The organism is Pseudomonas sp. O230 (assembly GCF_045447035.1).
Taxonomy (GTDB): domain Bacteria; phylum Pseudomonadota; class Gammaproteobacteria; order Pseudomonadales; family Pseudomonadaceae; genus Aquipseudomonas.
Genome location: NZ_JBJGXN010000006.1, coordinates 295,254 through 318,890, shown reverse-complemented (window position 1 = coordinate 318,890; position 23,637 = coordinate 295,254). Strand labels below are relative to the sequence as shown.

Here is a 23,637-nt window from a genome sequence, read left to right as displayed (position 1 = left end):
TGCTGGGGTAGATGGCATGACCGACGAATGGAAAGCGCCCGCCAAGCCGAGCGCAGAGAGCGGTGACGAAAAAAGCTGGAAGCTGCTGGAAAAGACCCTGCTCGCCAGCGTGCAGGAGCAGCGCCGGTCGCGTCGCTGGGGGATTTTCTTCAAGTTGCTGACCTTTGTGTACCTGTTTGGCGCGTTGATTCTGTTCACGCCGCTGATGGACATGGAAAAAGCCGCCACCCGTAGCGCCAATTACACTGCGCTGATCGACGTGACCGGCATGATCGCCGACAAGGAGCCCGCCAGTGCTGACAATATCGTTGGCAGCCTGCGAGCGGCCTTCGAGGATGAGAAGGTTAAAGGTGTCATCCTGCGCATCAACAGCCCGGGCGGCAGTCCGGTGCAATCCGGCTATGTTTATGACGAGATTCAACGGTTGCGCGGCTTGCATCCGCAGACCAAGGTTTACGCGGTGATCTCCGATCTGGGCGCCTCCGGTGCTTATTACATCGCCAGTGCAGCGGATCAGATTTACGCCGATAAGGCGAGTCTGGTGGGTTCCATTGGTGTGACGGCGGCGGGTTACGGGTTTGTCGGCACCATGGAGAAGCTCGGCGTCGAGCGTCGGACCTACACGTCGGGTGAGCACAAGTCGTTCCTTGATCCGTTCCAGCCGCAGAAGCCTGAGGAGACTCAGTTCTGGCAGGGCGTGCTGGATACGACGCACCAGCAGTTCATCAGCAGTGTCAAGAAGGGTCGTGGCGATCGCCTCAAGGATAAAGAGCATCCGGAATTGTTTTCTGGGTTGGTCTGGTCCGGTGAGCAAGCGCTGCCGCTGGGTCTGATCGATGGTCTGGGCAATGCCAGTTCGGTAGCGCGTGATGTGATCGGCGAGAAAGAGCTGGTGGATTTCACCGTTCAGGAATCGCCGTTTGATCGCTTTTCGAAGAAACTTGGCGCCAGCGTGGCTGAGCAGTTGGCGATGTGGATGGGCTTTCATGGTCCGTCGCTGCGCTGATTTTCCCTCCGCATAAAAAAACCGGCCTTCGTGGCCGGTTTTTTTTGAGCTATCACATAACGTGTAGGCGTCGGCTTGCCGGTGATGGCGTCTCAGGGGATTTGCACGCCTTCGGCCAGCAGCATGTCGATCAGGCGAATCAGCGGTAGGCCGATCAGGCTGGTGGCGTCAGGGCCTTCGGTGCTTTGAAACAGGCTCACCCCTAAACCTTCGGCCTTGAAGCTGCCAGCGCAGTCGTAGGGCTGTTCGGCGCGCAGGTAGCGTTCGATGCTTGGGGTGTCGAGTGGGCGCATGTGCACGGTGAACGGCACGCAGTCGACGTGGCAGAGACCGGTCTGGCTGTTAAGCAGGGCGAGGCCGGTCAGGAAGGTCACGCTGGCGCCGCTTGAGGCCTGCAACTGCTCGCGGGCCTTTTCGAAGGTGTGGGGTTTGCCGATAATGCGCTCGCCGAGCACTGCGACCTGGTCGGAACCGATAATCAGATGAGCGGGATGGCTGTCGGCAAGGGCCAGGGCTTTTTCTTTGGCGAGGCGTTTTACCAGCTCGACGGCGGACTCGTTCGGCCGATGGCTTTCATCGATATCCGGCGAGCTGCAGGTGAATGGCAACTGCAAGCGGGCCAGCAATTCCCGGCGATATACCGAGCTCGAAGCGAGTAATAAAGGCAGCATGCGCATCTCCAGAAGGCAGGTGCGAATTCTAGCGAGGCTTCCAGGTGACGGACAGGGCTGAATTTCCTTTGACATGGCCGGGGGCATCCCTATAATGCTGCGCCTATGTTGAATGACCCGATTCCACCTCACGTTGACCCGCGCAAATTGGCTGACCGTGGCACCACCCTTCAAGGTGAACTGCTGCTGGCCGATTTGGAGAGACTCTGCGACCCGCTTTCCGACACTGTCGGTACGGTGCAGGCTAAATTCGTTTTTGAACGAGATGAACGTAAGTCTGTGGTAATCCACAGCTTTATCGACACCGAAGTCAAAATGGTTTGCCAGCGTTGTCTTGAGCTGGTCACCCTGCCGATCCACAGCGAATGCAGTTATGCTGTGGTGAAGGAGGGTGCGAATACCCAGTCGTTGCCGAAAGGTTATGACGTGCTGGAACTGGGCGAAGATCCTTTGGATCTGCAGTCACTGATCGAGGAGGAGCTTTTGCTCGCCTTGCCCATTGTGCCTGCTCATCATCCGGAAGAATGCCAGCAGCCGGCGGGTCTCGATGAGCCCGAACCGAGCGAGGACGAGGTAACGCGGTCCAACCCGTTCAGTGTATTGGCGCAGTTAAAGCGTGACCCAAACGTTTAGGAGTTAATCAATTATGGCTGTTCAGCAGAACAAAAAATCCCGCTCTGCCCGTGACATGCGTCGTTCGCACGACGCCCTGACGGCAAGCACTCTGTCTGTAGAAAAAACCACCGGTGAAATTCACCTGCGTCACCACGTATCGCCAGAAGGCGTATACCGTGGCCGTAAAGTGATCGACAAGGGCGCTGACGAGTAATCACTTGTCTGCTCAAGTCATCGCGATTGACGCAATGGGCGGGGACTTCGGTCCCCGCAGCATTGTCCAGGCCAGCCTTGCTTGTCTGAATGCTACGCCCTCGCTGCACCTGACCCTTGTCGGTCAACCCTCCCTTCTTGAAGAACTGATCGCCGGCCAATCGGCTGCGGATCGCTCGCGCCTGTCAATTGCCCCGGCATCCGAAGTCATCACCATGGACGAAAAACCTGCCCAGGCCTTGCGCGGCAAGCCGGACTCGTCGATGCGTGTGGCGCTCGAGCTGTTGCGTGATGGCAAGGTTCAGGCCTGCGTCAGCGCCGGCAATACCGGCGCGCTGATGGCCTTGTCGCGATTCGTGTTGAAAACCTTGCCGGGCATAGATCGACCCGCCATGGTCGCGGCGATTCCGACGCAGAAGGGTTACTGTCAGTTGCTCGACCTCGGCGCCAACGTCGATTGCAGTGCCGAGCATTTGCTGCAGTTTGCGGTGATGGGCTCAGTGGCGGCGGAAACCCTGGGCATCGTTCGTCCACGGGTCGCATTGCTGAACATCGGCACCGAGGACATCAAGGGCAATCAGCAGGTCAAACTGGCGGCGACCTTGTTGCAGAGTGCTCGCGGCATAAACTACATCGGTTTTGTCGAAGGTGACGGTTTGTACCGTGGCGAGGCAGATGTGGTGGTGTGTGACGGTTTTGTCGGCAATATTTTGCTCAAGTCCAGTGAAGGTCTGGCGACCATGATTGCCGGGCGAATAGAGGCTCTTTTCAACAAAAACCTCGCATCGAAAATGGTCGGTGCCCTGGCGCTGCCACTGATGAAGCGTCTTCAGGCTGACCTGGCGCCTGCTCGGCATAACGGCGCAAGCTTCCTCGGGTTGCAGGGAATTGTGGTGAAAAGCCATGGCTCGGCGGGGGTTCAGGGCTTCCAGAGTGCGATTCAGCGTGCCTTGATCGAGATTCAGGAAAACCTGCCGGAACGCATTCACGGTCGTCTGGAGGATTTGTTGCTTTAGGCGTTTTCGTCGGACAATGCTTAAATGTGACCGCTCAGTTCAATTAGCCATCCAACTGTCAGTTTCTTGCGTCCCCCAGGCGGGACGTCAATTCTCCGACGACAAGATCATTAGGGGCTTGTTACATGTCTGCTTCCCTCGCATTCGTCTTTCCAGGACAGGGTTCGCAGTCCCTCGGCATGCTGGCCGAGTTGGGCGCGCAACATCCGGTGGTCCTCGAAACATTCAAAGAAGCTTCCGCTGCGCTTGGTTACGACCTGTGGGCACTGACCCAGCAAGGGCCGGAAGAGCAACTCAATCAAACCGACAAAACCCAGCCGGCCATTCTGACCGCTTCGATCGCCTTGTGGCGTCTGTGGCTGGCGGAAGGCGGTGCGCGTCCGGCTTACGTCGCCGGTCACAGCCTGGGCGAGTACAGCGCCCTGGTCGCTGCGGGCAGCCTGAGTCTGGGCGACGCGGTGAAGCTGGTGGAACGTCGCGGTCAGTTAATGCAAGAAGCCGTTCCGGCCGGGCAGGGCGGTATGGCTGCGATTCTCGGTCTGGACGACGCTGACGTACTGGCAGCCTGCGCCGAAGCGGCGCAAGGCGAAGTGGTCAGCGCGGTCAATTTCAATTCCCCGGGTCAAGTCGTGATCGCAGGCGCCAAGGCTGCGGTCGAGCGCGCTATTGAGGGATGCAAGGCGCGTGGTGCCAAGCGCGCCATGCCATTGCCGGTCAGCGTGCCGTCCCATTGCGAGCTGATGCGTCCAGCGGCAGAACGTTTTGCCGAGTCGATCGCTGCGATCAACTGGCAGGAACCACAGATTCCTGTGGTACAAAACGTCAGCGCGAACGTGCCGGCCGATCTCGAAACCCTCAAGCGCGATCTGCTTGAGCAGCTCTACAAGCCTGTGCGCTGGGTCGAGTCGGTCCAGGCGCTGGCCGCGAAGGGCGCGACCCAATTGGTCGAATGTGGCCCTGGCAAAGTGCTCGCAGGCCTGAACAAACGCTGCGCCGAAGGCGTGTCGACATCCAACCTCAATACCCCAGACGCCTTCGCTGCCGCCCGTGCGGCACAGGCCTGAATCAGGAGAAGCTTGCATGAGTCTGCAAGGTAAAGTTGCACTGGTCACCGGTGCGAGCCGCGGTATCGGCCAGGCCATCGCCCTGGAGCTGGGTCGTCAGGGCGCCATCGTTGTGGGCACCGCGACATCCGCCTCGGGTGCCGAACGCATCGCCGCAACCCTGAAAGAAAATGGTATTCAAGGCACCGGCCTGGAACTCAATGTCACCAGCGACGAATCCGTTGCCGCGGTGTTGGCGAGCATTCAGGAGCAGTTCGGTGCGCCGGCGATCCTGGTCAATAATGCCGGTATCACCCGCGATAACCTGATGATGCGCATGAAAGACGACGAGTGGCATGACGTCGTCGATACCAACCTGAACAGTCTGTTCCGCCTGTCCAAGGGCGTTTTGCGCGGTATGACAAAGGCCCGTTGGGGACGAATTATCAGTATTGGCTCGGTTGTGGGTGCCATGGGCAACGCAGGCCAAGTAAACTACGCTGCCGCCAAGGCAGGTCTGGAAGGTTTCAGCCGTGCTCTGGCGCGTGAAGTCGGTTCGCGTTCGATTACGGTAAACTCGGTGGCCCCTGGGTTCATCGACACCGATATGACCCGCGAACTGCCCGAGGCGCAGCGTGAAGCCTTGCAGACGCAAATTCCGCTGGGCCGTCTGGGGCAAGCTCAAGAGATCGCGTCTGTGGTCGCTTTTCTTGCATCCGACGGTGCGGCTTACGTTACTGGGGCTACAATCCCGGTGAACGGCGGGATGTACATGAGTTAAATGTGACGGATTGCTTCAAAAAAATGTCATACGAGCTGTCTAAAATCCGTTATAAAGCTGCAATCTATTTATAGGCAGAGGGTCGCCGGGTTTGAGGAGTGAAGCTTTCAGTTGAAAAACTGAAAAGTCTTTCTATACACTTACCCACTGGCCAGCTGCCTGAATTTGTCCATTAGGAGTGAAAACAAGGTATGAGCACCATCGAAGAGCGCGTCAAGAAAATCGTTGCTGAGCAACTGGGCGTTAAAGAAGAAGAAGTGATCAACACTGCTTCCTTCGTTGAAGACCTGGGTGCCGACTCCCTTGACACCGTTGAGCTGGTGATGGCTCTGGAAGAGGAATTCGAGACCGAAATCCCTGACGAAGAAGCTGAGAAGATCACTACTGTACAAGCTGCAATCGATTACGTTACTAACCACCAGGCTTAATAGCTTGTAATCGTTGCTAGCTGTCATGGAAAAACCGCACTGCCATCATGGCGTGCGGTTTTTTCTTTAGGCCTGATGCAAAGTCGTCATTTGAAAAAAGGAGAGTGCTGTGTCGCGTAGACGCGTCGTAGTCACCGGTATGGGTATGTTGTCGCCACTGGGCACGGATGTGCCGAGCAGTTGGCAGGGCATTCTGGCTGGCCGCAGTGGCATTGGTCTGATCGAACACACCGACCTTTCTGCCTATTCCACCCGTTTTGGCGGTTCGGTAAAGGGCTTCAATGTCGAGGAGTACCTGTCGGTCAAGGAAGCTCGCAAACTCGACCTGTTCATTCAGTACGGTCTGGCCGCAGGTTTTCAGGCAGTGCGCAATTCCGGTCTGGAAGTCACCGACGCCAACCGTGAGCGCATTGGCGTGGCCATGGGCTCGGGCATTGGCGGTCTGACCAATATCGAAGACACCAGCCGTACCCTGCATGATTCCGGCCCACGACGGATCTCTCCGTTTTTCGTGCCTGGCTCGATCATCAATATGATTTCCGGTTTCCTGTCGATCCATCTGGGTGCACAGGGACCTAACTACGCCATCGCCACCGCATGCACCACCGGTACGCACTGCATCGGCATGGCAGCCCGCAACATCATGTACGACGAAGCCGACGTGATGATTGCCGGCGGCGCCGAGATGGCGGCTTGCGGTCTGGGCATGGGCGGCTTCGGTGCCTCCCGTGCGCTGTCTACCCGCAACGACGAGCCGACCCGCGCCAGCCGTCCATGGGACAAGGGCCGTGATGGCTTCGTCCTGTCCGACGGTGCCGGTGCGCTGGTGCTTGAGGAGTTGGAACATGCCAAGGCACGCGGCGCAACCATCTATGGCGAACTGATCGGTTTTGGTACCAGCGGCGATGCCTACCACATGACGTCGCCGCCGGCTGACGGTGCGGGTGCTGCACGTTGCATCACCAATGCCTTGCGCGACGCCAAGGTCAACGTCGATCAAGTCCAGTACATCAATGCCCACGGAACCTCGACGTCGGCCGGCGACCTTGCCGAAGCCTGCGCGATCAAGTCGGTGTTCGGCGATCACGCCTACAAGCTGGCCGTCAGTTCGACCAAGTCCATGACCGGCCACCTTTTGGGTGCGGCGGGCGCGGTCGAGGCGATCTTCAGTGTGCTGGCGATCAACGGCCAGGTGGCGCCGCCGACCATCAACCTCGATGAGCCGGACGAAGGCTGCGACCTCGACTTCGTGCCGCACACCGCGCGCAACATGGACATCGATGTGGTGCTGTCCAACTCCTTCGGGTTTGGCGGTACCAACGGCTCGCTGGTGTTCCGCCGGTTCGCTGACTGATGGACAGCTGGGTCGACGGTCAGCCGGCTGACGCTCTGTCGCTGAAGGATCGCGGCCTGGCTTACGGTGATGGTCTGTTCGAGACCATTGCCGTGCGTGGCGGGCAGCCGCTGTTGCTGGACCGGCATCTGGCGCGTCTGGCGCTAGGCTGTTCACGCCTGGCGATCACTGCCGATCACGTGTTGATCCGTAGCGAGCTGCTGGCCTACGCCGCAGCACTGGGTGAGGGCGTGCTCAAACTCATCCTTACCCGCGGCGACAGCCTGCGCGGTTACGCGCCCGATCCTGCGGCCCAGGCCCGACGCATTCTTCAGGGCAATCCACCCGCTGCTTATCCTGCTGTGCATGCAGAGCAAGGCGTCCGCCTGTTTCCTTGCATTACACGACTGTCCAGACAACCCTTGCTCGCCGGCCTCAAGCACCTGAATCGTCTTGAGCAAGTCATTGCCCGTTCCGAATGGCAAGACACCGAGCATGCCGAAGGTTTGATGCTCGATCAGGCCGGGCGCGTGATTGAAGGTGTGTTCAGTAATCTGTTCCTGGTTCGCGATGGCGTGTTGATTGGCGCCGATCTCAAGCGTTGCGGCGTTGCCGGCGTGATGCGTGCGGAATTATTGTTTCAAGCCGAGTCGTTGGGAATCTCCACGCAAATCACCGACATCACCCTGGAACAGCTGCAATGGGCTGATGAGGTCTTCGTCTGCAACAGCGTTTATGGCGTTTGGCCGGTGCGCGCCTATGCAGCACTGAGCTGGCCGGTTGGGCCGCTCACCCGTAAACTCCAAACCATTGCCCGCGCGCTACTGGATGCTTGATACGTGAGACGTAAATTCTTGCTGCTGCTGGAAACCGGACTGGTTCTGGCGGGGCTGTTGTTGGGCGCTTCTGCCTGGAAGATTCATTCGGCGCTGGAACAGCCGCTGAACATCACTCAGGAAGAATTGCTGGAGGTGCCCAAGGGCACGACACCTACCCGCACTTTCTATCGACTCGAAGCCGATGGCGTCATCAAGGACGCGTTTTGGCTGCGCGTGTATTGGCGCTTCAATCTGGCCGGACAACCGTTGCACAGTGGCGAGTACCGCATGCAGCCCGGCATGACCGTAGAAGGCCTGATCGGTCTGTGGAAACGCGGGGAAATGGTTCAGTACAGCCTGACCCTGGTCGAAGGCTGGAATTTCCGTCAGGTCCGTGCAGCCCTGGCCAAGGATGAAAAACTTGAGCAGACGCTGAACGGCTTGAGCGACAGCGAAGTGATGGACAAGCTCGGTCATACCGGGATCTTTCCGGAAGGTCGGTTCTTCCCGGATACCTACCGTTTCGTGCGTGGCATGACCGACGTCGAGCTGCTGAAAAAAGCCTACGATCGCCTCGATGACGTCCTCGCCAAGGAATGGGCGCAGCGCTCGGCTGACGTGCCGTACACCGAGCCCTATCAAGCGCTGATCATGGCTTCGCTGGTGGAAAAGGAAACCGGCGTACCGCAAGAGCGTGGGCAAATCGCTGGGGTGTTCGTGCGGCGCATGGAAATGGGCATGTTGTTGCAGACCGATCCGACCGTGATCTACGGCCTCGGTGATCGTTACAACGGCAAGTTGACCCGCGCCCATCTCAAGGAAGCGACCCCATACAACACCTACGTAATCTCTGGCCTGCCGCCGACGCCGATTGCGATGGTCGGCCGCGAAGCGATTCATGCAGCGCTGAACCCGGTGGCCGGCAACAGTCTGTATTTTGTCGCGCGCGGTGATGGCAGCCACGTGTTCTCCGATGATCTGGATGCTCACAACAGCGCGGTGCGTGAATTTCAGCTCAAGCGGCGCGCCGATTATCGCTCCAGCCCGGCGCCGGTCACCGCACCAGAGGCGACGAACGAGCAGGCACCGATCCCGGCGGCTTCGCCTGACCCTGCGCCCGAGATCTTGCCGCCAGTGACGCCGCCAGAACCGGCTCAAGAAGCAACTCATGAACCTGCTAAAGAGCCCGCTGCTGCACCCGCGCCCGAACCGGATGCACCCGCGCCGCAAAGCCCGCAATGATTCTGACTAAGGACTGCCTGTGACTGGCTTGTTTATTACCCTGGAAGGCCCCGAAGGCGCCGGCAAGAGCACCAACCGCGAATACCTCGCCGGGCGCCTGCGCGCCGCCGGTATCGAAGTGGTGCTGACCCGCGAGCCGGGGGGTACGCCATTGGCCGAGCGGATCCGCGAGGTGCTGTTGGCGCCGGTCGATGAAGTCATGGACCCGGACACCGAGTTGTTGTTGGTGTTTGCCGCGCGAGCCCAGCACCTGGCCGGCGTTATCCGCCCGGCGTTGTCCCGTGGCGCGGTGGTGTTGTGCGATCGCTTTACCCGCCTCCTATTTCGGAAGACTTACCAATGGAAACCTAGTTCAAGTTTGTTGAGTCTATGAGTGTACAGCTTGAAAAATCCTTCAAGCCCCCGAAATGCCAGCCTTTTTTAATGATCGACATTCGTATGTATTCGGCTGATAGCCTGCCCTAGATAAAAAATGTAAACAAGTCCCCTCGAAGGCTTTTTTTCACCAGCTTTGTAAACCTGGGGATAGCTCATCGCTTCTGTAGGTAAAAAATTCGGATGCTGAAAAGAGTAAATCGCCCGTATTCAGGGGCGCGCGGGGTTTACATTTCAGTTAGGTTTGCCATCTCGCGCTGTCAGCTGCACCGCAAAAATTCCTCTACCCAGAAACTGGGTGATGCTACCCACAAATGCGAGAGATTTTCTTGGAAGGAGCTGCGGAAGGCGGTTATGGGTAAATTCCAATGCATCACTGTCCATAGGAACCGCCTTCCTTTGCTGTCGTTCGATGTTTGCCTATTTCGGCTTCCGCCATATCCGGTTAACGGTTGAAGTCGGAACACCAAGTACGGCAGACGCTTCTTTCTGCGTCATCCCCTGTGCGCGGCAACGAAGCACAGCTTCTATTTTTTCTAGAGATGAGCGTTGGCCAGCCTTACTGGGCACGAGTGAGCCATCAACGAATTGCTCGGGCAATCCTTTCACGACCCCTAGGTCGATGAGACTCTTTATCTCTATGCGGAGACGTTCGAGAGCGTCATCGAGAGACAGTTTTTTGTCAAAACATGATGCGACCACAAGTAGAGCCAATGGATCGACACTCAATGCTGAGGAGGTCGTATTCAACATATCGAGGGTTATGCCGGTCTTGGCGTTCTCGAGATTGTATAGATGCTTGGGATCAATCTGCTCTTGAAGATCTTCCTTCGAAAGGCCGCGAGCAGATCGAACTAGTCGGAGTACTGCCGCCAGCGATTCCCTCATGATCATGGCGAATCCTCAAAAGCGAGGATAAGGCCATATTGAACAATCCCATGCCATGGAATATAATACCTAAAGTGGGATCTTGATTTGGTTGGCTGGGTATCCAGTAGCAAATTATCAGGAAGCGCGGAATGACAGATCACTTTGCTTCTTGTTCGATAGCAGCTGATAAATCAACTCGGCACCACCCGCAAAGATTCCGACTGAAATTTTTAAGTGGTACATTTTCACTCCAGCGCGTTCAGTACCCCTGGCAAACAATAGTCATTAATTGACGGCGCAGATAGTCTTTTTAAGGGAGGAGATTTTGAAAATTCATTTGCTGTCAGACCTCCACCTTGAGTTTCAAGATTTCTCTCCTTCTACGCAGGTTGCGGATGTCGTTGTCTTGGCAGGAGACATCGATCTACTAGCCAGAGGGGTGGTATGGGCTAACAAAAACTTCCACTGCCCTGTGATCTACGTTGCTGGAAACCACGAGTTTTACAAAGGCCACCTAAACCGAACGTTGGAAAAAATGCGTGAGAAGGCACTCCCTCATGTTCACGTATTAGAGAACGATGAAGTAGTGATTGATGGCGTAAGATTTCTTGGTACTACAGGTTGGACTGATTTTTACTCAACAGACAACGTCACCACTGCAATGCTTGCCGCTCAGATTTCCATGAATGACTACAAACAAATCAGAGCAGGAAATCATTACCACCGGATAAGGCCAATAGACCTCCAGCAAAAGTCGCAATTTACGAAACAATGGTTGCTCTCGAACTTGTCTACCAAGCATCAAGGAAAGACGGTTGTCGTAACGCATCATGCGCCCTTGCCGGAGTGCGCGCCTGGGATTAAATATGAAATGGGGCATTTGGCTGCAGCTTATGTCAATGATTGGCGGGAGTTTGCAGGATGCAATATAGACATTTGGTTGCATGGACATACGCATGTCGGCTACCACAAAACCATAGAAGGCATTCGCTATGCGTCCAATCCAAGGGGCTATCCTTTTGAAGAGACCGGTTTTGTAAGTGATCTAATACTTACTATCTGAATTCAGATGAGCGCTAAATAAATAAATCGTCAGCCAGGAACTGTGTTGTGTTCAGAACAAACGAGAGTCAGCTGCAAGGGAGATTTAAAATGCCGGATGAAAACCTCTTGCTGTGGAAGTCAGTAGATCTTAGTCACAACCAATATTTTTTCTTGATAGAAGGTGTGGGGTTCTTCGATGGGACTATGGGGCCAAGCACACGCCTCGTCTGCGACGCAGCATCTGTTCAAGCTATTTGCAACTCGGGAGATTCCGAATTTCTTGCTGTAACCATGGTATATCTCAACTCCCCACCGTGGATGAACCGACAAAGTGAACGTCTAATGGAGCCGCTTGCCGAAATCAGATTGCAAAGCTCTGACAAAGAACTACCAATCTATGAATTCGTAACCATGGCGGGGCAGACCTATACAAGCGTTCCTCAACCTAAACCAACTTGAGATACCGCTATGGTGACCTTGGATGAAATCTCTCAACTCCTCTATGGGGCAGGAGAAGAAACGCCTGGCTGGCACGGTACACAGGACGACCTGATCTTTTTTGCAGAAACTGTCTTCCCTGGTAAGGCCTTCTGCGTGGTGCGGCAGTGGATCTTGATCGACCTCACTGTGACACCTGATGAGGGAGAAAAGCTGAAAAGCCTCGGACTGCTACCAGCGACTTTGTACGCTCACGAAGTAGTCTTGGACAGCAAGGGTCGCTTCCAACCGAGCATGTGGGTGCGGAGCAACTTCGGAGTATCTTTCCTTTACGGCTGCATGTTTGAAACCAAGAACACCGTCTACCTTCTCTGGGGCCCAGGCCAGCGAAAAGAAGCGACCGTTGCGGCTGCTTTTTCGATGTCGGTCGGGTAAGGGATGTTTGCCGACAATTCATTTTGGAGTCATTTGGAGTCTTTGTTGAATGCCTGAAATCATCGAAGTCGAATTTCATAGCAAAGCGTTGACCGACTTTCAACTGCGTCGCCTTGATCAAGCGAGCGTCCGAAAGTATTCGGTACCGGTCACAGCATTCATCAGCGATGCCTTCATCGCAAATGACATGTGCCATGGCGTGTCATTCGGTCACGTTGAGCAAGGTGACGCTTTTCGCCCAGCAGATGGCGGCCTTCTTCAAACAGGGAAAATTCAGAGGGTATGGAAAGAGGGACGTTTCTGGCTTCTTGAAACTCAAAGTGGCAACTACGTTCTCGGAAGTTTCATACGAGGCGTAGGACGGAAAAGTTTTCGTGAGTTGCTTCAAACAGGTGAGCGATGCTGACGTGGAAATTCAGCAACGCTCCAACGTGGCGATTGTGGAATCACTTCGTTTGGTACGCAGGGTGTGCTCAAGGCAGGCTCTCACGACGGTGGTATCTGACCTGAGGCTATCGCGCACACTAGATCGCCTGTTGTTAGCTGGCTTTTGAAGGCGCTGGCGCGAAGGGGCGATTACATCAATGGTGCACGCCTATCCATAGCGTCCACGGACAACGCTTGAGTACTCTCCTACTAGCGGTTTTTTGCCTTGGAGCTCGAAATGGGACACCTTAGCTTGGAAGACATTTACCCCGATGACGTGGAGGAATACGGTCATATGCGCGTAGGTATGACCGACCGCTATGTGAAAGAAAATCATGTCATGCATGGTGCTGTAACGCTCGGCGAATGCCGCGATTTGACTCGCCGCTTGTTGCGCGACGAAACAGTGCAAATGATCATCAGCGCCACGCTCGCCACGTTGCCTGATGACTACGATCCGTGGATTTGGCAGATCAAACGACATCGCGCCTTACATGCCAAGTACGGGGGAAAATTTGATCCTTGGGGAGACGACTGACAGTCCCTCGTCCATTTACAAATGGAGCGCCTTATCTGTGATATTTTTTTTGTAAATGTTAAAGGTTTGATGGAAGTAGGCCGAATTGGATTTAGGAAACCAATTTGAGAGTGCTATGAGCGATAACAACCGTTTGAAATCCCGCCTCACCTTCAAGTCCTCTGAGTTTTTCACTTTTCCAGGAACAGACGAGCATTATCGTGCGGCGGTCAAACTCACTTCGTCTCGACTCATACGTGTGGCCTTACACGACTTCAAAGCATGCTTCACCACACAGCAAGCTTATGAGATCGCGCCTGCTCTGATCAAAGCAGTACTCAGCTCGTTTGATCACGATCACCCGAAGTCGGATAAGTCTAATATCCAAACGGCCCACGATCATTGGACTGTTCTCATTGAGCGTCATGAGTCGTTTGGATCACAGGAAACATCTGAGCTGCTCCAAGTCGTGATGACTGGTAGTAAATTCCTAATTACAGGAGTCCTGCTTGATCCCGAGCCGATGCGGGAATTCAAGGATGGTGAAGAGGCTATCTATGATTTTCAGATCAAACTAGATGGCCAATACGTCTGTATGTATTTCGGTTGGGTTCGCTGGCATCTCAGCCGAAGCGAAGCGCAGTGGCTAGCGGAACAGCTTTGGACTGCAGTGTTTCTAGCAACAAAGCCAAAAGCGCAGGTTAATCAGGAGTACGCAAAAGGAGTATGCGCGACCTGATACTTGTCGAAGGCGTACCTTCCACTATCCCGACACAGCTGGCCTCGCCTCCCAAGCGCGGCCTTGGCATCTTGAGCCTTTACCCTTGCTGCCGAATATTGCTCCGGGTCGTTTGGGCTTTAGCCGCTTACGCGGAGAAGCGACTGCATTATTGCTGGCGGCACAACGAAAAAAACCTCATACCGCAGCCTTCGATACCTCTTGGCCAGCCTTAAGATTTTGCTTCCAAGGAGTCCATCGGTCGTAATTTTCCTCGCTCAAGATTGACCGCAAGCGCGCTTCAACGTTAACTGTATGCATATACAGTTAGCTTAAGGCGCCCTCCATGAGCGTCACCATCCTCGGCCCGATGGCAGAAGGGGGAGTCCAGCTCCCGTTCTACTCATTCAAAGTCCCTGCAGGTTTCCCATCACCGTGGAATCAGCGGCCGGATGTTCATGGAATAGGTGGCCGGATGGCCGTGGAATCCGCACCGTGCCCAACGGATGACGTGCGTTTGATGACAAAGGCTGCGGTGGACGCAGTGGATCGGGTCTACCGAACAGGTTTCAAGTACAGCAAAGCCGAGGTGCTCCTGCTTAGCCTCTGCCAGAAAGGTGAGTACACGGAAGACCTGTTCTCGATCTCCCAGCCAGTTGCCACTGAGAAGGTTATGGGGGTGTTGGATGCGATAAACGCGAGGTGGGGCAGAGGTACGCTGCGCGTGGCTGGTGTGCCTACAGATCCCGATTGGGGAATGCGAAGGGAGATGATGAGTCAGAGCTTTACGACTCGGGTGGATCAGCTTTGGACGGTGTACTGCAAATGAGCAGTGATCTGGTAAAGCACTAGCCATTATCCTTGCCTACATGATGGGTGTGCGCCTGCAATGAGTCCGGAATCCCGGTGCGGATCAATCCTCCCCCTTCAATCCACGTTTGGGTCGTATGATATGCGCGCTGCAGCAGCTGATCGGTCTGGCTGAAGTCGAACACCGAGGCGTCCAGTGGACACAAGGGCGCAACGACATGGATAGAGGCGCGCGGGGAGTACAGTTCAATGTCGCGCACCAGTTGGCGCATGCTCATCAGGTTCAGTGTGTGCAGGGCTAGCGCCACGAGCCCGAGCGGCGGTCTCGGGCAAGCACAACCGAAACCGGTGGGCACCACCACGATCCGCGCTGCCCCCAGGGCAACCGCACTGGCAATTGGGGTATTGCTGGCTACGCCGCCGTCGATCAGGAACTTCTCGCCAATTCGCACGGAGGGAAACACCAGCGGGATTGCGGCACTGGCGAGCAACGCCTGTTCAGCATTACCACTGGACAGCAGTTCTTCGGCACCGCTGAGCAGATTGGTGGTGACGATATGCAGTGGCAACACAGTGTCTTCGATCAGCTCGACCGGCAGCGATCGGCGCACCAGGCGTTGTAATGCTGACGCGCGCAGCAGATGCCCGCGTCGCTGCAGTATCGCCGTGAGCGTGTCGAGTACCGAGAATGGGAACACATCGTCCTTGCGCAAGCCTCGCCAGAAGTTCGCTAGTTCCGCCACTCCCTGCGCGTTCGGTTTGGCGGCGAAGTACGCACCGTTGATGGCACCGACCGACGCACCCACCACCAGGTCGAATGAAGCCTGCGCCTCGACCAGAGCTTGCAACATGCCAACCTGAACTGCGCCGAGGCTACCGCCACCCGCGAGGACAAGTGCGGTTTTTACCGTGGGCATAGTTAACCTCCAGTGGTTACGCGCTCCAGACGTTACAAGCGTAGCTGGTGTAAATGCGCTTCCCCAATCCCAACGCTTGCAACATTGAAACGCCCGACCGGTAGGTGAGTCGTGTGGTCAGGTGCTAATTTTATTTTGTGTCGGCCGATACAAAACCTGTGTTACCGTCTACGACAAACCTGCAGAGCACCCCAGTCAATGGCCCGGCCTCGTACATTCGATGAATCAAAGGTTCTAACCTCCGTAGTCGAGGCATTTTGGACTCAGGGATACGAGGGCACTTCAACCAGAGACCTTGTCAGGTGTACAGGCCTTAACCAGCCGAGCCTTTACAACGCTTTTGGCGACAAGCGCAGTCTTTATCGTCGCGCCCTTGAGCATTATCTGGAATGTGGCGTGCGTGAGCGAATTCGGCGCCTCGAGGAGTTGCCAGATCCAGGATTGGCCATTACCGGTTTCTTTGCAGAAGTGCTGTATCGCACGCTGAACGATCCGCTGAATCGTGGATGCCTGTTGGTGAACTCTGCCCTCGAAACGAATGCAGAGGACGCAGACTTGCGTCAGGCAGTGTCAGAGGAACTTGAGACCATCCGCAGTTTTTTTGAAAGCCGCCTACATGCCTTCAGCTTGCAACGCGCAGTCGCCACAGGGATCGATGCAAAGCAGGGCGCTCATCACTTGCTCAGCGTATTGCTTGGGATTCGCGTGTTGGCACGGATCAACCGGGATCCTGCGTGTGTAGCAGACGCTATTGGTACTGCACTCAACAGCCTTGGGCTTCCGCCCCTGGCGCTCTGCGACACTCATTGAAAGCCACTGTACGGAGTCAACATGATCAAGTTCTACTATCACCCGTCTCCCAACCCCGCGAAAGTCGCTCTTTTCCTGGAGGAAGCGGGTCTTGAGTACGAGCTCATCCCTGTCGATACGCGAAAGGGGGAGCAACACGATCCGGCGTTTCTCAAGATCAACCCCAATGCCAAGACGCCGGCTTTGGTCGACGGCGAGAACGTAGTGTTCGACAGCAACGCCATACTGCTTTATCTGGCCGAAAAGAGCGGGAAGTTCCTGCCTGCCGACAACCTCAAAATACGCGGCGAAATGTATACCTGGCTCATGTTCGTTGCGACTGGCATTGGCCCGTATTCTGGCCAGGCGGTGCATTTCAAACACTTCGCACCAGAACCGAAAGACTACGCCGTGACTCGCTACACCTTTGAGGCCTGGCGTCACTGGTCGATTATCAACGATCGCCTGGCGAACCAGCCTTACATGCTAGGAAGTGAGTACACGTTGGTGGATATGGCCGTCTGGGGTTGGGCGCGTGCAGTACCGTTCATTTTGGGTGAACAGGCTTGGGAAAAACTTCCAAACGTGAAACGGCTTCTCGACGACATCAATGCGCGTCCGGCTGCCCAGCGTGCTGAAGCGCTGAAGACCCAGCACAGTTACAAGACAGAGATGGATGCTGACGCTCGCAAGGCAATGTTCCCGCAGATTTCTCAGTAGAGGTTCCAGGTCATGATCGATTTGCATTACTGGACTACTCCAAACGGCCACAAGATCACTTTGTTCCTTGAGGAGTCAGGGCAGCCTTATCGCATCGTGCCAGTGAACATTGGAAAGGGGGAGCAATTCACGCCTTCATTTTTAAAAATTGCTCCCAATAATCGTATTCCAGCCATTGTCGATCATGAGCCACTGGACGGTGGTCAGCCGTTGTCAGTCTTCGAGTCGGGCGCCATTTTGTTGTACCTGGCAGACAAAACTCATCAGTTCATTCCTGATGATCTGCGAGGCCGTAATGAAGCCTTGCAGTGGCTGTTCTGGCAGATGGGCGGGTTGGGCCCAATGGCAGGACAGAACCATCACTTCGTCCAATACGCTCCGCAGCCAATTCCCTATGCGCAAGAGCGCTACATCAAGGAGACGGCTCGGTTGTATGGCGTGCTGAACAAACACTTGGCGGATGGCCGTGACTACATCGCTGGCGACTACAGCATTGCCGATATGGCCAGCTATCCATGGATTGTGCCTCACAGGCGGCAGCAGCAAGACCTTGCCGATTTCCCTCATTTGGCTCACTGGTTTGAGCGAGTAGGTGATCGACCTGCGACAAAGCGTGCTTATGCGCTGGCGGAACGAATCAACACCGCACCGGTGGTCGACGAGGAAACACGCAAGCTGCTATTCAACCAGGACGCGAGCACGGTTCGATAAGCGAAACATACATGTGTGGTCGGTCTGTGAAGGCAATTCATAAGGTATGGAAGATGTAATCGGTGGAATCGTTGACAGCCATTGCCAGATTCGCCATGGCCAATCGTTCACCTAGTGATGGATCATCGACCCGCACTTGCCACTCAAAGTCGGGATAATCCTCTGAATCACCTTTGGCGCTGTCTATCGCCTCTAGCAGTTTTGTCCGATGCGGAAAATAAACGGCCAGCGCATTGTCTTTCCAGCTCGCCACATTTAATCCCAGTTGCGCACAAATGGCGACTTTGCTTGTGGCGTCGGAGTTGTCTGCCAATCGAGACTGATGGATGAGCGCTTCTAGCGCTGGATTGGCTCGTCCATCGGTACATAGAATATCGTTGCTCTCCCACGCTTCTGGCGGGCACACCTTGTTGTCTTGGCGTAAGGGGATAAATGGGTTGATTTCCATTGGATAAATTCGACAAACCAACGGGCGCTCGTCGTAGATACCGCACAGATTATCCGCTCTGAGGTTGGGACATTGCTCGAGGGCTTTGCCAGCAAATACGGCTATGACGTTTATCCGTGCATCGCCACAACGAACGCTTACCGACCGACCTTTGGCGTGGGCGAATTCCTCTGATGAACGAGGCCAGTTCGATTCGTCGAAGGCTTCGACAATCACTGCGACTTCATCCCCCCGAGTCAGCCACTGTTGTGCCTCAGCTAACGTCAACGGTATCAGTCTGCCTTTGCAGCAAATACCGCAGCCTACACAGGAAAATCGGACGGCATTACTTTGCATGTGAATTACCTGGAAGTTGCAGCCCTACGGAAGGCGGGCGTTGTACTGGCGTGATTTGCGGCGCACGGAGAACGAAGCGTTTAGCGGTACACGGGTTGCCGAAAACCATGAGCAAGGTTGCTGTCTGCAACCATGCTCAATGGTGAAGGTTTCATCGGATGCCCAGCCGCCGATCAAGTGAAAGTGATCCAGCCCCGCGCGCGACTATGAGCAGCAGTAGGCCTGCCCAAGAGAGGTGAGTTGGCCAGGCATCGGGGTACACAAACACTTCGATTACAAAGGTCATGCCCAGCAATGCCAATGCTGATAGACGGGTAAACAGACCCAGCACCAGAAGCACAGGAAACAGATGCTCGCTGTACGTCGAGAGGTGCGCCGCCAGTTCTGGAGAGATCAACGGCAATGCGTACTCCGTACGGAAAAGCTCGTATGTGCTCGGAGTGATTGTCATAAAGTCCGAGACTTTGGTGCGTCCGGACATGAAGAAAATGGCGGCAATAGCAATGCGCGCCACCAGAACCAAAAACGAATCGCCGATGAGTGTGCTCAGCCGGTTCGCTACGAGATTCCAGAGTCCGCGCAGGGAATGGTCAGCGGCGGGTGAGCGGTTTTGGAGAGTGTCCATGTCGTGCTCCTTTAATGATGTCAGTAACCGGTTTTTCAGGAGGAAAGATCCAAGTCCATAGAAACGAATGCATCGGCACTCACCAGGCGGATAATGAGATTCTCCAGATTCAGGTCTGGTTCGGCTTCAATGGCTTTATCTGCCGCGAGATCGAGGGGCAGGTGCGCTGTACAGGCGTCGAGAAAGGCACAATCAGCAGCACTGGCGGGTTGCCAATGCACGCGACCGGCTTTACGTGTCAGCAGCGCGCCTTCGCCTTGCCATTCGAGTTCCTCTGGCATTTCCAGTTGTTCGCGATTGACACGCCATATCGTGTAGGCCGGGCAGTCAGGTAACCAGAGCCAACCGGCTGCGGCCCTTGGTGTCAGCCACAGATTGCCAAGCTCTGTCTCGGTAAACTGCGACAAGTCGGTCAACTCCAGACCCGGTTCATCAATGGCGCAATGAACGTTTGTCCAGAGTAAATCCAGCCGGGCGACACCGCCTAAGTAAGGCATTTCTCGCGCAGGCTCAAATTCGTCGAGAAAGCGGGGGAAGTCGGTGCCGTAGTGCAGCAACCGGGCATCCGTTGGCGGCGAAAGGCGTGCGTATATCGCCACCGCACTTCTGAGCCAGTCAGTGCCCACCAGGCGCTCAACAGTTGGAAAGTTGGCGAGCAGCGCATCAGTCGAACCCTTGAGTACTGTATTGCGATACACCGTAAAACCAGGCTGAGTGGTAAGTGAGTCCATGAGGGATGATTCGATGCCATACAACGCATCCACGAATGCATCCTGAAAACTCGCAAGGGATGGTTTCATATCGCCACCTGCAATCGCTGGTTTTGCCCAAGGTTCAACACGGTCTGTGCCCGGTTGCGTTCGGCCAGTAAAACGTCGAAGTCAGGGATATGATCATCACGTTCAATCAGTGTAGGGCGCAGGCCGATCCTCTCGATCAGACGTCGATACAAAGACCAGACGTCCTCGGCGATAGGGGCATCGTGGGTATCAATCAGTAACGTGGAGTTGCCAGGATCTTCGGCGAATCCTGCTAGATGAATCTCCATGATCGCTTTCGCCGGAAACGCATCCAGATAGGTACACGCATCGAACCCCAGGTTATGGGCGCTGATGTGCACGTTATTCACATCCAGCAGCAAACCGCAGCCCGTTCGCCGACTCAGCTCGGTGAGAAAGTCGAGCTCGCTGTAGTCATGTCCATCGAAGTGCAAATAGTGGGTCGGATTTTCGATCGCAATGCGACGTCCGAGGATATCTTGTGTGCGTTGAATATTGCCTGCGATGCGCTGCAAGGCTTCTCCGTTACGGGGAAAGGGCAGTAGGTCAGGATGGTACTTTCCGCGCCAGGTTGACCACGCCAGATGCTCGGAGATTAAGGCCGGTTGAACGCGATCCGTGAGCATTTTCAGACGTTGCAAATGCTCTTCGTCCGGCGGGCAATCGGCGGCCAGTGATAGCGATACACCATGCAACGACAGTGGGTGTCGCTCACCAATGGCTTCCAGCCATGCCAAACGGGGCCCACCGCCAACCATGTAGTTTTCCGGATGAACTTCGAACCAGAGACCCTCGACGGTACACTCGAGGGCGTCCTCATAATGGTTCGGTTTGAGACCGAGTCCGGCCCCCATCTGGAATGGCTTATTCATGATTGGCGTGTGCCCCATGGTGACGGAATTACATAGGTGTGAGGGTGCCGGTGCCTTTTGGCGTCTTGATGCTGGTGCAAGTACCCGCTGGAACGTTTTTCCAGGCGTTAGGCTGATAGTCCATTTTGGCAGTGCCTGCACAGGTGGTGCCGGCGCCGGCTTTGCAATCGTTGTGACCAGCCATGGCAACGCCGTAACATTTTTCCATGGCACCTGCTTTATCCATGGAACCGGCTGCGGTTGGGGTCTCTGCGGCAATGGCGCCAGCGGCGAAGGAAGAAAAGGCAACGGCGAGGGCGGCAAGTTTCAGATTGTTCATGGCTGTTACTCCGGGATCATGGGGATGGGTCGTCGTATCAGTGCAGGATGCTCTGTACTTGCGATCCGATAAGTAGTTCGCTGGCTTCTCCTTTCCGGTTACAGCCACCACAAAATATTTTTCAAAAACTTTTCATAAGCCGCAAACAAGGTTGATTGTTGCCTTATGTCCTTGAGCGCAAGCATCATCCGTTGCCTGTCGTCAGGTCTGGCGTTGAATAGGTACAAAAAAATTTTTACTCCTCGTGTAACCAGGGCGGACGATGGAACGAACTACATGTAACGACGCGTTGCGCAGCCGAGAGATGCAGCTTCAGGCTCTGTTCCTCGCAGGCCTTGAGGGCGACGAGCGGGCTTATCGCTCGTTCCTGTCGGTGTTAAGTGGTCATGTACGCGGCTTTTTGCGCGCCCGGCTGCAACGCCAGCCCAGTGAAATCGAGGACTTGCTGCAAGAGGTGCTGCTGGCCGTGCATAACGGTCGCCATACGTATCAGACGGATCAACCCCTGACGGCGTGGGTTTTTGCCATCACCCGCTACAAACTCACAGATTTTTTCCGAGGACGGTCGCGCCATGAGGTCTTCAACGACACCCTCGACGATGCGGCGGAATTGTTTGCCGAGCCTCACCTTGAACCGGCGCAGGCCAGTCGCGACCTGGGCAAGTTACTTGAGCAATTACCTGAGCGTCAGCGTCTGCCGATCATGCACGTGAAGCTTGAGGGATTGTCCGTCACAGAAACTGCGCAAATGACAGGTTTGTCGGAGTCAGCCGTTAAGATCGGCGTCCATCGCGGGCTTAAAGCGCTGGCACTTAAGATTAGAGGTGCACTATGAAAACTGATGATTTTATTGGCATGCTCGCCTCCGGGATCACCCCGGTAGACCGGCATGCGCTTGCCAAACGCTTCAGTGTTGCGGTGCTGGCAGGGCTTGTAGTTGCCACCTTGCTGGTGACTACCATATTGGGTGTCCGCCCAGACCTGGCCACAGTTGCAACAACCCCTATCTTCTGGGCGAAGATCGCCTTCCCGCTGAGTCTGATGATCGGCGCTCTGAGCGTGGTGACGCGACTGGCAAGACCTGGAGTAACTCCGGGCACCGGAAGCCTCCTGATCGGTGCAGCGGTGGCAGCGGTGTGGGCCGGTACCCTCTATGTCCTCATGACTGCAGTTCCCGATACGCGCGTCGCGATCATTCTGGGTAAGACTTGGCGGGTATGCGCGATGAACATCACCTTGCTCTCGATTCCTGGGTTTATTGCTGTTTTCTGGGCCCTACGCGGGATGGCCCCGACGCGACTGTCACTGACGGGTGCCTGTGGTGGATTATTGGCGAGTGCGATGGCTACGATTGCCTATTGCCTGCATTGCCCTGAAATGGAGGCTCCATTTTGGGGGGCTTGGTACATGTTGGGCATGCTAGTTCCGACCGCTGTAGGCGCTCTACTCGGACACCGATGGCTTCGTTGGTAGCAATTAATGGTCGATAATGCATCGGTTGTTCTTCATGGAGTTTCGCTCCAGGCGCGAAAGATGTATTTGCCAAGCGCTTTCTTCATACACACAAATCACATAAGAGATTCACCATGTCTAAACTCGCAGAATTCCGCCAACTCGAAAAGCACCTCGCCGAACAGCTTCAGGCTCTGGAAGCGCTGAAAGGTGACGCTGGCCTCAAGAAAGAAATCGAATTCGAATCCAAGCTGCGTGACCTGCTTGCCAAGTACGGTTACAGCCTGAAGGCTGTCATCAACCTGCTAGATCCAAATGCTGGTCGTCGCACACCAGCAACGGATTCAAAAGCCGGCACTCGCAAACCACGCCAAGTGAAGGTCTACAAAAACCCGCACACCGGCGAAGTCGTCGAAACCAAAGGCGGCAACCACAAGACCTTGAAAGAATGGAAAGCAGAGCACGGCTCCGTGACAGTTGAGTCCTGGCTGACCAAGTGATTTTGATTTGAGTACAAAAAGGCCCTTCGAGGGCCTTTTTCATTTGAAAAATTTTAGGCTTCTGTTGAGTAAACTGCGCCAGGGCTATATCGGCTAGCCTTGCAAAAACCACCACCAGCAGGCCGGCTATGGTTGCCGCAATCCATAATGTGACTCTAGTACGCCAGCGCATGGAGGCGAAGCTTCGGCGTAACAGCATTATCGGTTTGATCACCCGAGGGCTCCCGTTCAAGCAACTAAATTGAGTGCTTGGTCACGTCCGGCAAAGAGCGACCCAGAGCTGACGGTGGCAACAGGCAGACGTCGACCCGAAACAGCCTCTCACTAAGGTCAGAATTAATCCGCATAGCAATCCACCTCACCCTCGAAT

General features: G+C 55.4%; 30 protein-coding genes and 3 pseudogenes. 25 read left to right on the top strand and 8 right to left on the bottom strand.

The genetic code is table 11. The annotated features are described in order from the left end of the window. Window positions 1–16 precede the first annotated feature (16 nt). Window positions 17–1,006: a signal peptide peptidase SppA gene (gene sppA / locus ACI77H_RS15090; protein ID WP_407012584.1), complete on the top strand. Its 990-nt coding sequence runs from the start codon at window positions 17–19 to the stop codon at window positions 1,004–1,006. Window positions 1,007–1,098: 92 nt separating this feature from the next. On the opposite strand, the gene ACI77H_RS15085 is transcribed toward sppA, so the two are convergent. Next, the gene (locus tag ACI77H_RS15085; protein WP_407012583.1) at window positions 1,099–1,677 is read right to left on the bottom strand and encodes a Maf family protein; all 579 of its coding nucleotides are present in this window, start codon (window positions 1,675–1,677) and stop codon (window positions 1,099–1,101) included. Window positions 1,678–1,782: 105 nt separating this feature from the next. On the opposite strand from ACI77H_RS15085, the gene ACI77H_RS15080 reads away from it, so the two are divergent. The 10 genes and pseudogenes from ACI77H_RS15080 to tmk all read left to right on the top strand — a co-directional run. Next, on the top strand, window positions 1,783–2,310 hold the full coding sequence (locus ACI77H_RS15080) for a YceD family protein (protein WP_004371317.1): 528 nt from the start codon (window positions 1,783–1,785) through the stop codon (window positions 2,308–2,310). Window positions 2,311–2,323: 13 nt separating this feature from the next. Then, a complete protein-coding gene (rpmF, locus tag ACI77H_RS15075) occupies window positions 2,324–2,506 on the top strand; it encodes a 50S ribosomal protein L32 (protein ID WP_008152339.1) in 183 nt (60 codons plus the stop codon). A 4-nt stretch (window positions 2,507–2,510) separates the two neighbouring features. Beyond that, window positions 2,511–3,521 (top strand): phosphate acyltransferase PlsX, encoded by a 1,011-nt coding sequence (plsX, locus tag ACI77H_RS15070; protein ID WP_407012582.1) that lies wholly within the window; start codon window positions 2,511–2,513, stop codon window positions 3,519–3,521. Window positions 3,522–3,646: 125 nt separating this feature from the next. Further along, window positions 3,647–4,585 (top strand): ACP S-malonyltransferase, encoded by a 939-nt coding sequence (fabD, locus tag ACI77H_RS15065; RefSeq protein WP_150631732.1) that lies wholly within the window; start codon window positions 3,647–3,649, stop codon window positions 4,583–4,585. Between the two features lie 16 nt (window positions 4,586–4,601). Continuing rightward, the gene (gene fabG / locus ACI77H_RS15060) at window positions 4,602–5,345 is read left to right on the top strand and encodes a 3-oxoacyl-ACP reductase FabG (RefSeq protein WP_007942004.1); all 744 of its coding nucleotides are present in this window, start codon (window positions 4,602–4,604) and stop codon (window positions 5,343–5,345) included. 191 nt (window positions 5,346–5,536) lie between these two features. Then, window positions 5,537–5,773, top strand: a complete 237-nt coding sequence (gene acpP / locus ACI77H_RS15055) for an acyl carrier protein (RefSeq protein WP_150631730.1) — start codon at window positions 5,537–5,539, stop codon at window positions 5,771–5,773. A 109-nt stretch (window positions 5,774–5,882) separates the two neighbouring features. After that, window positions 5,883–7,127 (top strand): beta-ketoacyl-ACP synthase II, encoded by a 1,245-nt coding sequence (gene fabF, locus ACI77H_RS15050; RefSeq protein WP_407012580.1) that lies wholly within the window; start codon window positions 5,883–5,885, stop codon window positions 7,125–7,127. Further along, on the top strand, window positions 7,127–7,942 hold the full coding sequence (gene pabC, locus ACI77H_RS15045) for an aminodeoxychorismate lyase (RefSeq protein ID WP_407012579.1): 816 nt from the start codon (window positions 7,127–7,129) through the stop codon (window positions 7,940–7,942). The genes fabF and pabC overlap by 1 nt, the downstream gene beginning before the upstream one ends. A 3-nt stretch (window positions 7,943–7,945) precedes the next feature. Next, complete coding sequence (gene mltG / locus ACI77H_RS15040; protein WP_407012578.1) at window positions 7,946–9,166, top strand: endolytic transglycosylase MltG; 1,221 nt, start codon at window positions 7,946–7,948, stop codon at window positions 9,164–9,166. A gap of 19 nt (window positions 9,167–9,185) precedes the next feature. Then, window positions 9,186–9,479: pseudogene (tmk, locus tag ACI77H_RS15035) on the top strand (dTMP kinase); the annotation flags it as partial. Window positions 9,480–9,961: 482 nt separating this feature from the next. On the opposite strand, the gene ACI77H_RS15030 reads toward tmk, so the two are convergent. Continuing rightward, window positions 9,962–10,435: a helix-turn-helix domain-containing protein gene (locus ACI77H_RS15030; RefSeq protein ID WP_407012577.1), complete on the bottom strand. Its 474-nt coding sequence runs from the start codon at window positions 10,433–10,435 to the stop codon at window positions 9,962–9,964. Between the two features lie 301 nt (window positions 10,436–10,736). Between ACI77H_RS15030 and ACI77H_RS15025 the strand changes: the two genes are divergently transcribed. From ACI77H_RS15025 to ACI77H_RS14995, 7 genes and pseudogenes are all read left to right on the top strand, one after another. Beyond that, window positions 10,737–11,474: a metallophosphoesterase gene (locus ACI77H_RS15025; RefSeq protein ID WP_407012576.1), complete on the top strand. Its 738-nt coding sequence runs from the start codon at window positions 10,737–10,739 to the stop codon at window positions 11,472–11,474. Between the two features lie 89 nt (window positions 11,475–11,563). Next, a complete protein-coding gene (locus tag ACI77H_RS15020) occupies window positions 11,564–11,914 on the top strand; it encodes a hypothetical protein (RefSeq protein ID WP_407012575.1) in 351 nt (116 codons plus the stop codon). Window positions 11,915–11,923: 9 nt separating this feature from the next. Continuing rightward, complete coding sequence (locus ACI77H_RS15015) at window positions 11,924–12,328, top strand: DUF6957 family protein (RefSeq protein WP_407012574.1); 405 nt, start codon at window positions 11,924–11,926, stop codon at window positions 12,326–12,328. A gap of 49 nt (window positions 12,329–12,377) precedes the next feature. Beyond that, window positions 12,378–12,734 (top strand): hypothetical protein, encoded by a 357-nt coding sequence (locus tag ACI77H_RS15010; RefSeq protein WP_407012573.1) that lies wholly within the window; start codon window positions 12,378–12,380, stop codon window positions 12,732–12,734. A 273-nt stretch (window positions 12,735–13,007) separates the two neighbouring features. Next, window positions 13,008–13,292, top strand: a complete 285-nt coding sequence (locus ACI77H_RS15005; RefSeq protein ID WP_407012572.1) for a hypothetical protein — start codon at window positions 13,008–13,010, stop codon at window positions 13,290–13,292. Between the two features lie 115 nt (window positions 13,293–13,407). Beyond that, entirely contained in the window at window positions 13,408–14,010 is a 603-nt protein-coding gene (locus tag ACI77H_RS15000; RefSeq protein WP_407012571.1) for a hypothetical protein, read from the top strand. Window positions 14,011–14,482: 472 nt separating this feature from the next. Beyond that, a pseudogene (locus ACI77H_RS14995) lies at window positions 14,483–14,818 on the top strand (DUF4113 domain-containing protein); the annotation flags it as partial. 19 nt (window positions 14,819–14,837) lie between these two features. On the opposite strand, the gene ACI77H_RS14990 reads toward ACI77H_RS14995, so the two are convergent. Next, window positions 14,838–15,716 (bottom strand): patatin-like phospholipase family protein, encoded by an 879-nt coding sequence (locus ACI77H_RS14990; RefSeq protein ID WP_407012570.1) that lies wholly within the window; start codon window positions 15,714–15,716, stop codon window positions 14,838–14,840. A 198-nt stretch (window positions 15,717–15,914) separates the two neighbouring features. On the opposite strand from ACI77H_RS14990, the pseudogene ACI77H_RS14985 reads away from it, so the two are divergent. The 4 genes and pseudogenes from ACI77H_RS14985 to ACI77H_RS14970 all read left to right on the top strand — a co-directional run. Further along, window positions 15,915–16,073: pseudogene (locus ACI77H_RS14985) on the top strand (TetR/AcrR family transcriptional regulator); the annotation flags it as partial. Window positions 16,074–16,112: 39 nt separating this feature from the next. Continuing rightward, window positions 16,113–16,526: a TetR family transcriptional regulator C-terminal domain-containing protein gene (locus ACI77H_RS14980; RefSeq protein ID WP_407012715.1), complete on the top strand. Its 414-nt coding sequence runs from the start codon at window positions 16,113–16,115 to the stop codon at window positions 16,524–16,526. 21 nt (window positions 16,527–16,547) lie between these two features. Beyond that, complete coding sequence (locus ACI77H_RS14975) at window positions 16,548–17,225, top strand: glutathione S-transferase family protein (protein WP_407012569.1); 678 nt, start codon at window positions 16,548–16,550, stop codon at window positions 17,223–17,225. Between the two features lie 12 nt (window positions 17,226–17,237). Beyond that, window positions 17,238–17,936 carry a glutathione S-transferase N-terminal domain-containing protein gene (locus ACI77H_RS14970; RefSeq protein WP_407012568.1) on the top strand — a complete coding sequence of 233 codons (699 nt, stop codon included), beginning with the start codon at window positions 17,238–17,240 and terminating at the stop codon, window positions 17,934–17,936. A gap of 37 nt (window positions 17,937–17,973) precedes the next feature. Here ACI77H_RS14970 and ACI77H_RS14965 read toward each other — a convergent pair whose 3' ends face one another. The 5 genes from ACI77H_RS14965 to ACI77H_RS14945 all read right to left on the bottom strand — a co-directional run bounded on the left by ACI77H_RS14965 (window position 17,974) and on the right by ACI77H_RS14945 (window position 21,315). Further along, window positions 17,974–18,720, bottom strand: coding sequence for a YkgJ family cysteine cluster protein (locus tag ACI77H_RS14965; RefSeq protein ID WP_407012567.1), 747 nt, complete (start codon window positions 18,718–18,720; stop codon window positions 17,974–17,976). Between the two features lie 151 nt (window positions 18,721–18,871). Beyond that, a complete protein-coding gene (locus tag ACI77H_RS14960) occupies window positions 18,872–19,345 on the bottom strand; it encodes a DoxX family protein (protein ID WP_166589626.1) in 474 nt (157 codons plus the stop codon). Window positions 19,346–19,380: 35 nt separating this feature from the next. Then, window positions 19,381–20,145: a putative DNA-binding domain-containing protein gene (locus ACI77H_RS14955; RefSeq protein WP_407012566.1), complete on the bottom strand. Its 765-nt coding sequence runs from the start codon at window positions 20,143–20,145 to the stop codon at window positions 19,381–19,383. Next, window positions 20,142–20,996 (bottom strand): DUF692 domain-containing protein, encoded by an 855-nt coding sequence (locus ACI77H_RS14950; RefSeq protein ID WP_407012565.1) that lies wholly within the window; start codon window positions 20,994–20,996, stop codon window positions 20,142–20,144. Before ACI77H_RS14950 ends, ACI77H_RS14955 begins: the two co-directional genes overlap by 4 nt. A gap of 28 nt (window positions 20,997–21,024) precedes the next feature. Next, window positions 21,025–21,315 (bottom strand): DUF2282 domain-containing protein, encoded by a 291-nt coding sequence (locus ACI77H_RS14945; protein WP_208668277.1) that lies wholly within the window; start codon window positions 21,313–21,315, stop codon window positions 21,025–21,027. A 262-nt stretch (window positions 21,316–21,577) separates the two neighbouring features. Between ACI77H_RS14945 and ACI77H_RS14940 the strand changes: the two genes are divergently transcribed. The 3 genes from ACI77H_RS14940 (at window position 21,578) to ACI77H_RS14930 (ending at window position 23,267) form a co-directional block, all read left to right on the top strand. After that, window positions 21,578–22,150 (top strand): sigma-70 family RNA polymerase sigma factor, encoded by a 573-nt coding sequence (locus tag ACI77H_RS14940; protein WP_094468393.1) that lies wholly within the window; start codon window positions 21,578–21,580, stop codon window positions 22,148–22,150. Next, window positions 22,147–22,788, top strand: coding sequence for a DUF1109 domain-containing protein (locus ACI77H_RS14935; RefSeq protein WP_407012564.1), 642 nt, complete (start codon window positions 22,147–22,149; stop codon window positions 22,786–22,788). The genes ACI77H_RS14940 and ACI77H_RS14935 overlap by 4 nt, the downstream gene beginning before the upstream one ends. A gap of 113 nt (window positions 22,789–22,901) precedes the next feature. Then, window positions 22,902–23,267, top strand: a complete 366-nt coding sequence (locus tag ACI77H_RS14930) for a histone-like nucleoid-structuring protein, MvaT/MvaU family (protein WP_407012563.1) — start codon at window positions 22,902–22,904, stop codon at window positions 23,265–23,267. The last annotated feature ends 370 nt before the right edge of the window (window positions 23,268–23,637 follow it).

Coding starts and splice junctions, on each gene's coding strand:
- ACI77H_RS15030 (WP_407012577.1), bottom strand. CDS start 10,435: ATGATCATGAGGGAATCGCTGGCGGCAGTACTCCGACTAGTTCGATCT.
- ACI77H_RS15015 (WP_407012574.1), top strand. CDS start 11,924: ATGGTGACCTTGGATGAAATCTCTCAACTCCTCTATGGGGCAGGAGAA.
- fabG (WP_007942004.1), top strand. CDS start 4,602: ATGAGTCTGCAAGGTAAAGTTGCACTGGTCACCGGTGCGAGCCGCGGT.
- ACI77H_RS15020 (WP_407012575.1), top strand. CDS start 11,564: ATGCCGGATGAAAACCTCTTGCTGTGGAAGTCAGTAGATCTTAGTCAC.
- ACI77H_RS15010 (WP_407012573.1), top strand. CDS start 12,378: ATGCCTGAAATCATCGAAGTCGAATTTCATAGCAAAGCGTTGACCGAC.
- ACI77H_RS14975 (WP_407012569.1), top strand. CDS start 16,548: ATGATCAAGTTCTACTATCACCCGTCTCCCAACCCCGCGAAAGTCGCT.
- ACI77H_RS14945 (WP_208668277.1), bottom strand. CDS start 21,315: ATGAACAATCTGAAACTTGCCGCCCTCGCCGTTGCCTTTTCTTCCTTC.
- ACI77H_RS14960 (WP_166589626.1), bottom strand. CDS start 19,345: ATGGACACTCTCCAAAACCGCTCACCCGCCGCTGACCATTCCCTGCGC.
- ACI77H_RS14930 (WP_407012563.1), top strand. CDS start 22,902: ATGTCTAAACTCGCAGAATTCCGCCAACTCGAAAAGCACCTCGCCGAA.
- pabC (WP_407012579.1), top strand. CDS start 7,127: ATGGACAGCTGGGTCGACGGTCAGCCGGCTGACGCTCTGTCGCTGAAG.
- ACI77H_RS15085 (WP_407012583.1), bottom strand. CDS start 1,677: ATGCTGCCTTTATTACTCGCTTCGAGCTCGGTATATCGCCGGGAATTG.
- ACI77H_RS14970 (WP_407012568.1), top strand. CDS start 17,238: ATGATCGATTTGCATTACTGGACTACTCCAAACGGCCACAAGATCACT.
- ACI77H_RS15000 (WP_407012571.1), top strand. CDS start 13,408: ATGAGCGATAACAACCGTTTGAAATCCCGCCTCACCTTCAAGTCCTCT.
- rpmF (WP_008152339.1), top strand. CDS start 2,324: ATGGCTGTTCAGCAGAACAAAAAATCCCGCTCTGCCCGTGACATGCGT.
- ACI77H_RS14955 (WP_407012566.1), bottom strand. CDS start 20,145: ATGAAACCATCCCTTGCGAGTTTTCAGGATGCATTCGTGGATGCGTTG.
- ACI77H_RS14950 (WP_407012565.1), bottom strand. CDS start 20,996: ATGAATAAGCCATTCCAGATGGGGGCCGGACTCGGTCTCAAACCGAAC.
- acpP (WP_150631730.1), top strand. CDS start 5,537: ATGAGCACCATCGAAGAGCGCGTCAAGAAAATCGTTGCTGAGCAACTG.
- sppA (WP_407012584.1), top strand. CDS start 17: ATGACCGACGAATGGAAAGCGCCCGCCAAGCCGAGCGCAGAGAGCGGT.
- ACI77H_RS14940 (WP_094468393.1), top strand. CDS start 21,578: ATGGAACGAACTACATGTAACGACGCGTTGCGCAGCCGAGAGATGCAG.
- ACI77H_RS14990 (WP_407012570.1), bottom strand. CDS start 15,716: ATGCCCACGGTAAAAACCGCACTTGTCCTCGCGGGTGGCGGTAGCCTC.
- ACI77H_RS14935 (WP_407012564.1), top strand. CDS start 22,147: ATGAAAACTGATGATTTTATTGGCATGCTCGCCTCCGGGATCACCCCG.
- ACI77H_RS15080 (WP_004371317.1), top strand. CDS start 1,783: ATGTTGAATGACCCGATTCCACCTCACGTTGACCCGCGCAAATTGGCT.
- ACI77H_RS14965 (WP_407012567.1), bottom strand. CDS start 18,720: ATGCAAAGTAATGCCGTCCGATTTTCCTGTGTAGGCTGCGGTATTTGC.
- fabD (WP_150631732.1), top strand. CDS start 3,647: ATGTCTGCTTCCCTCGCATTCGTCTTTCCAGGACAGGGTTCGCAGTCC.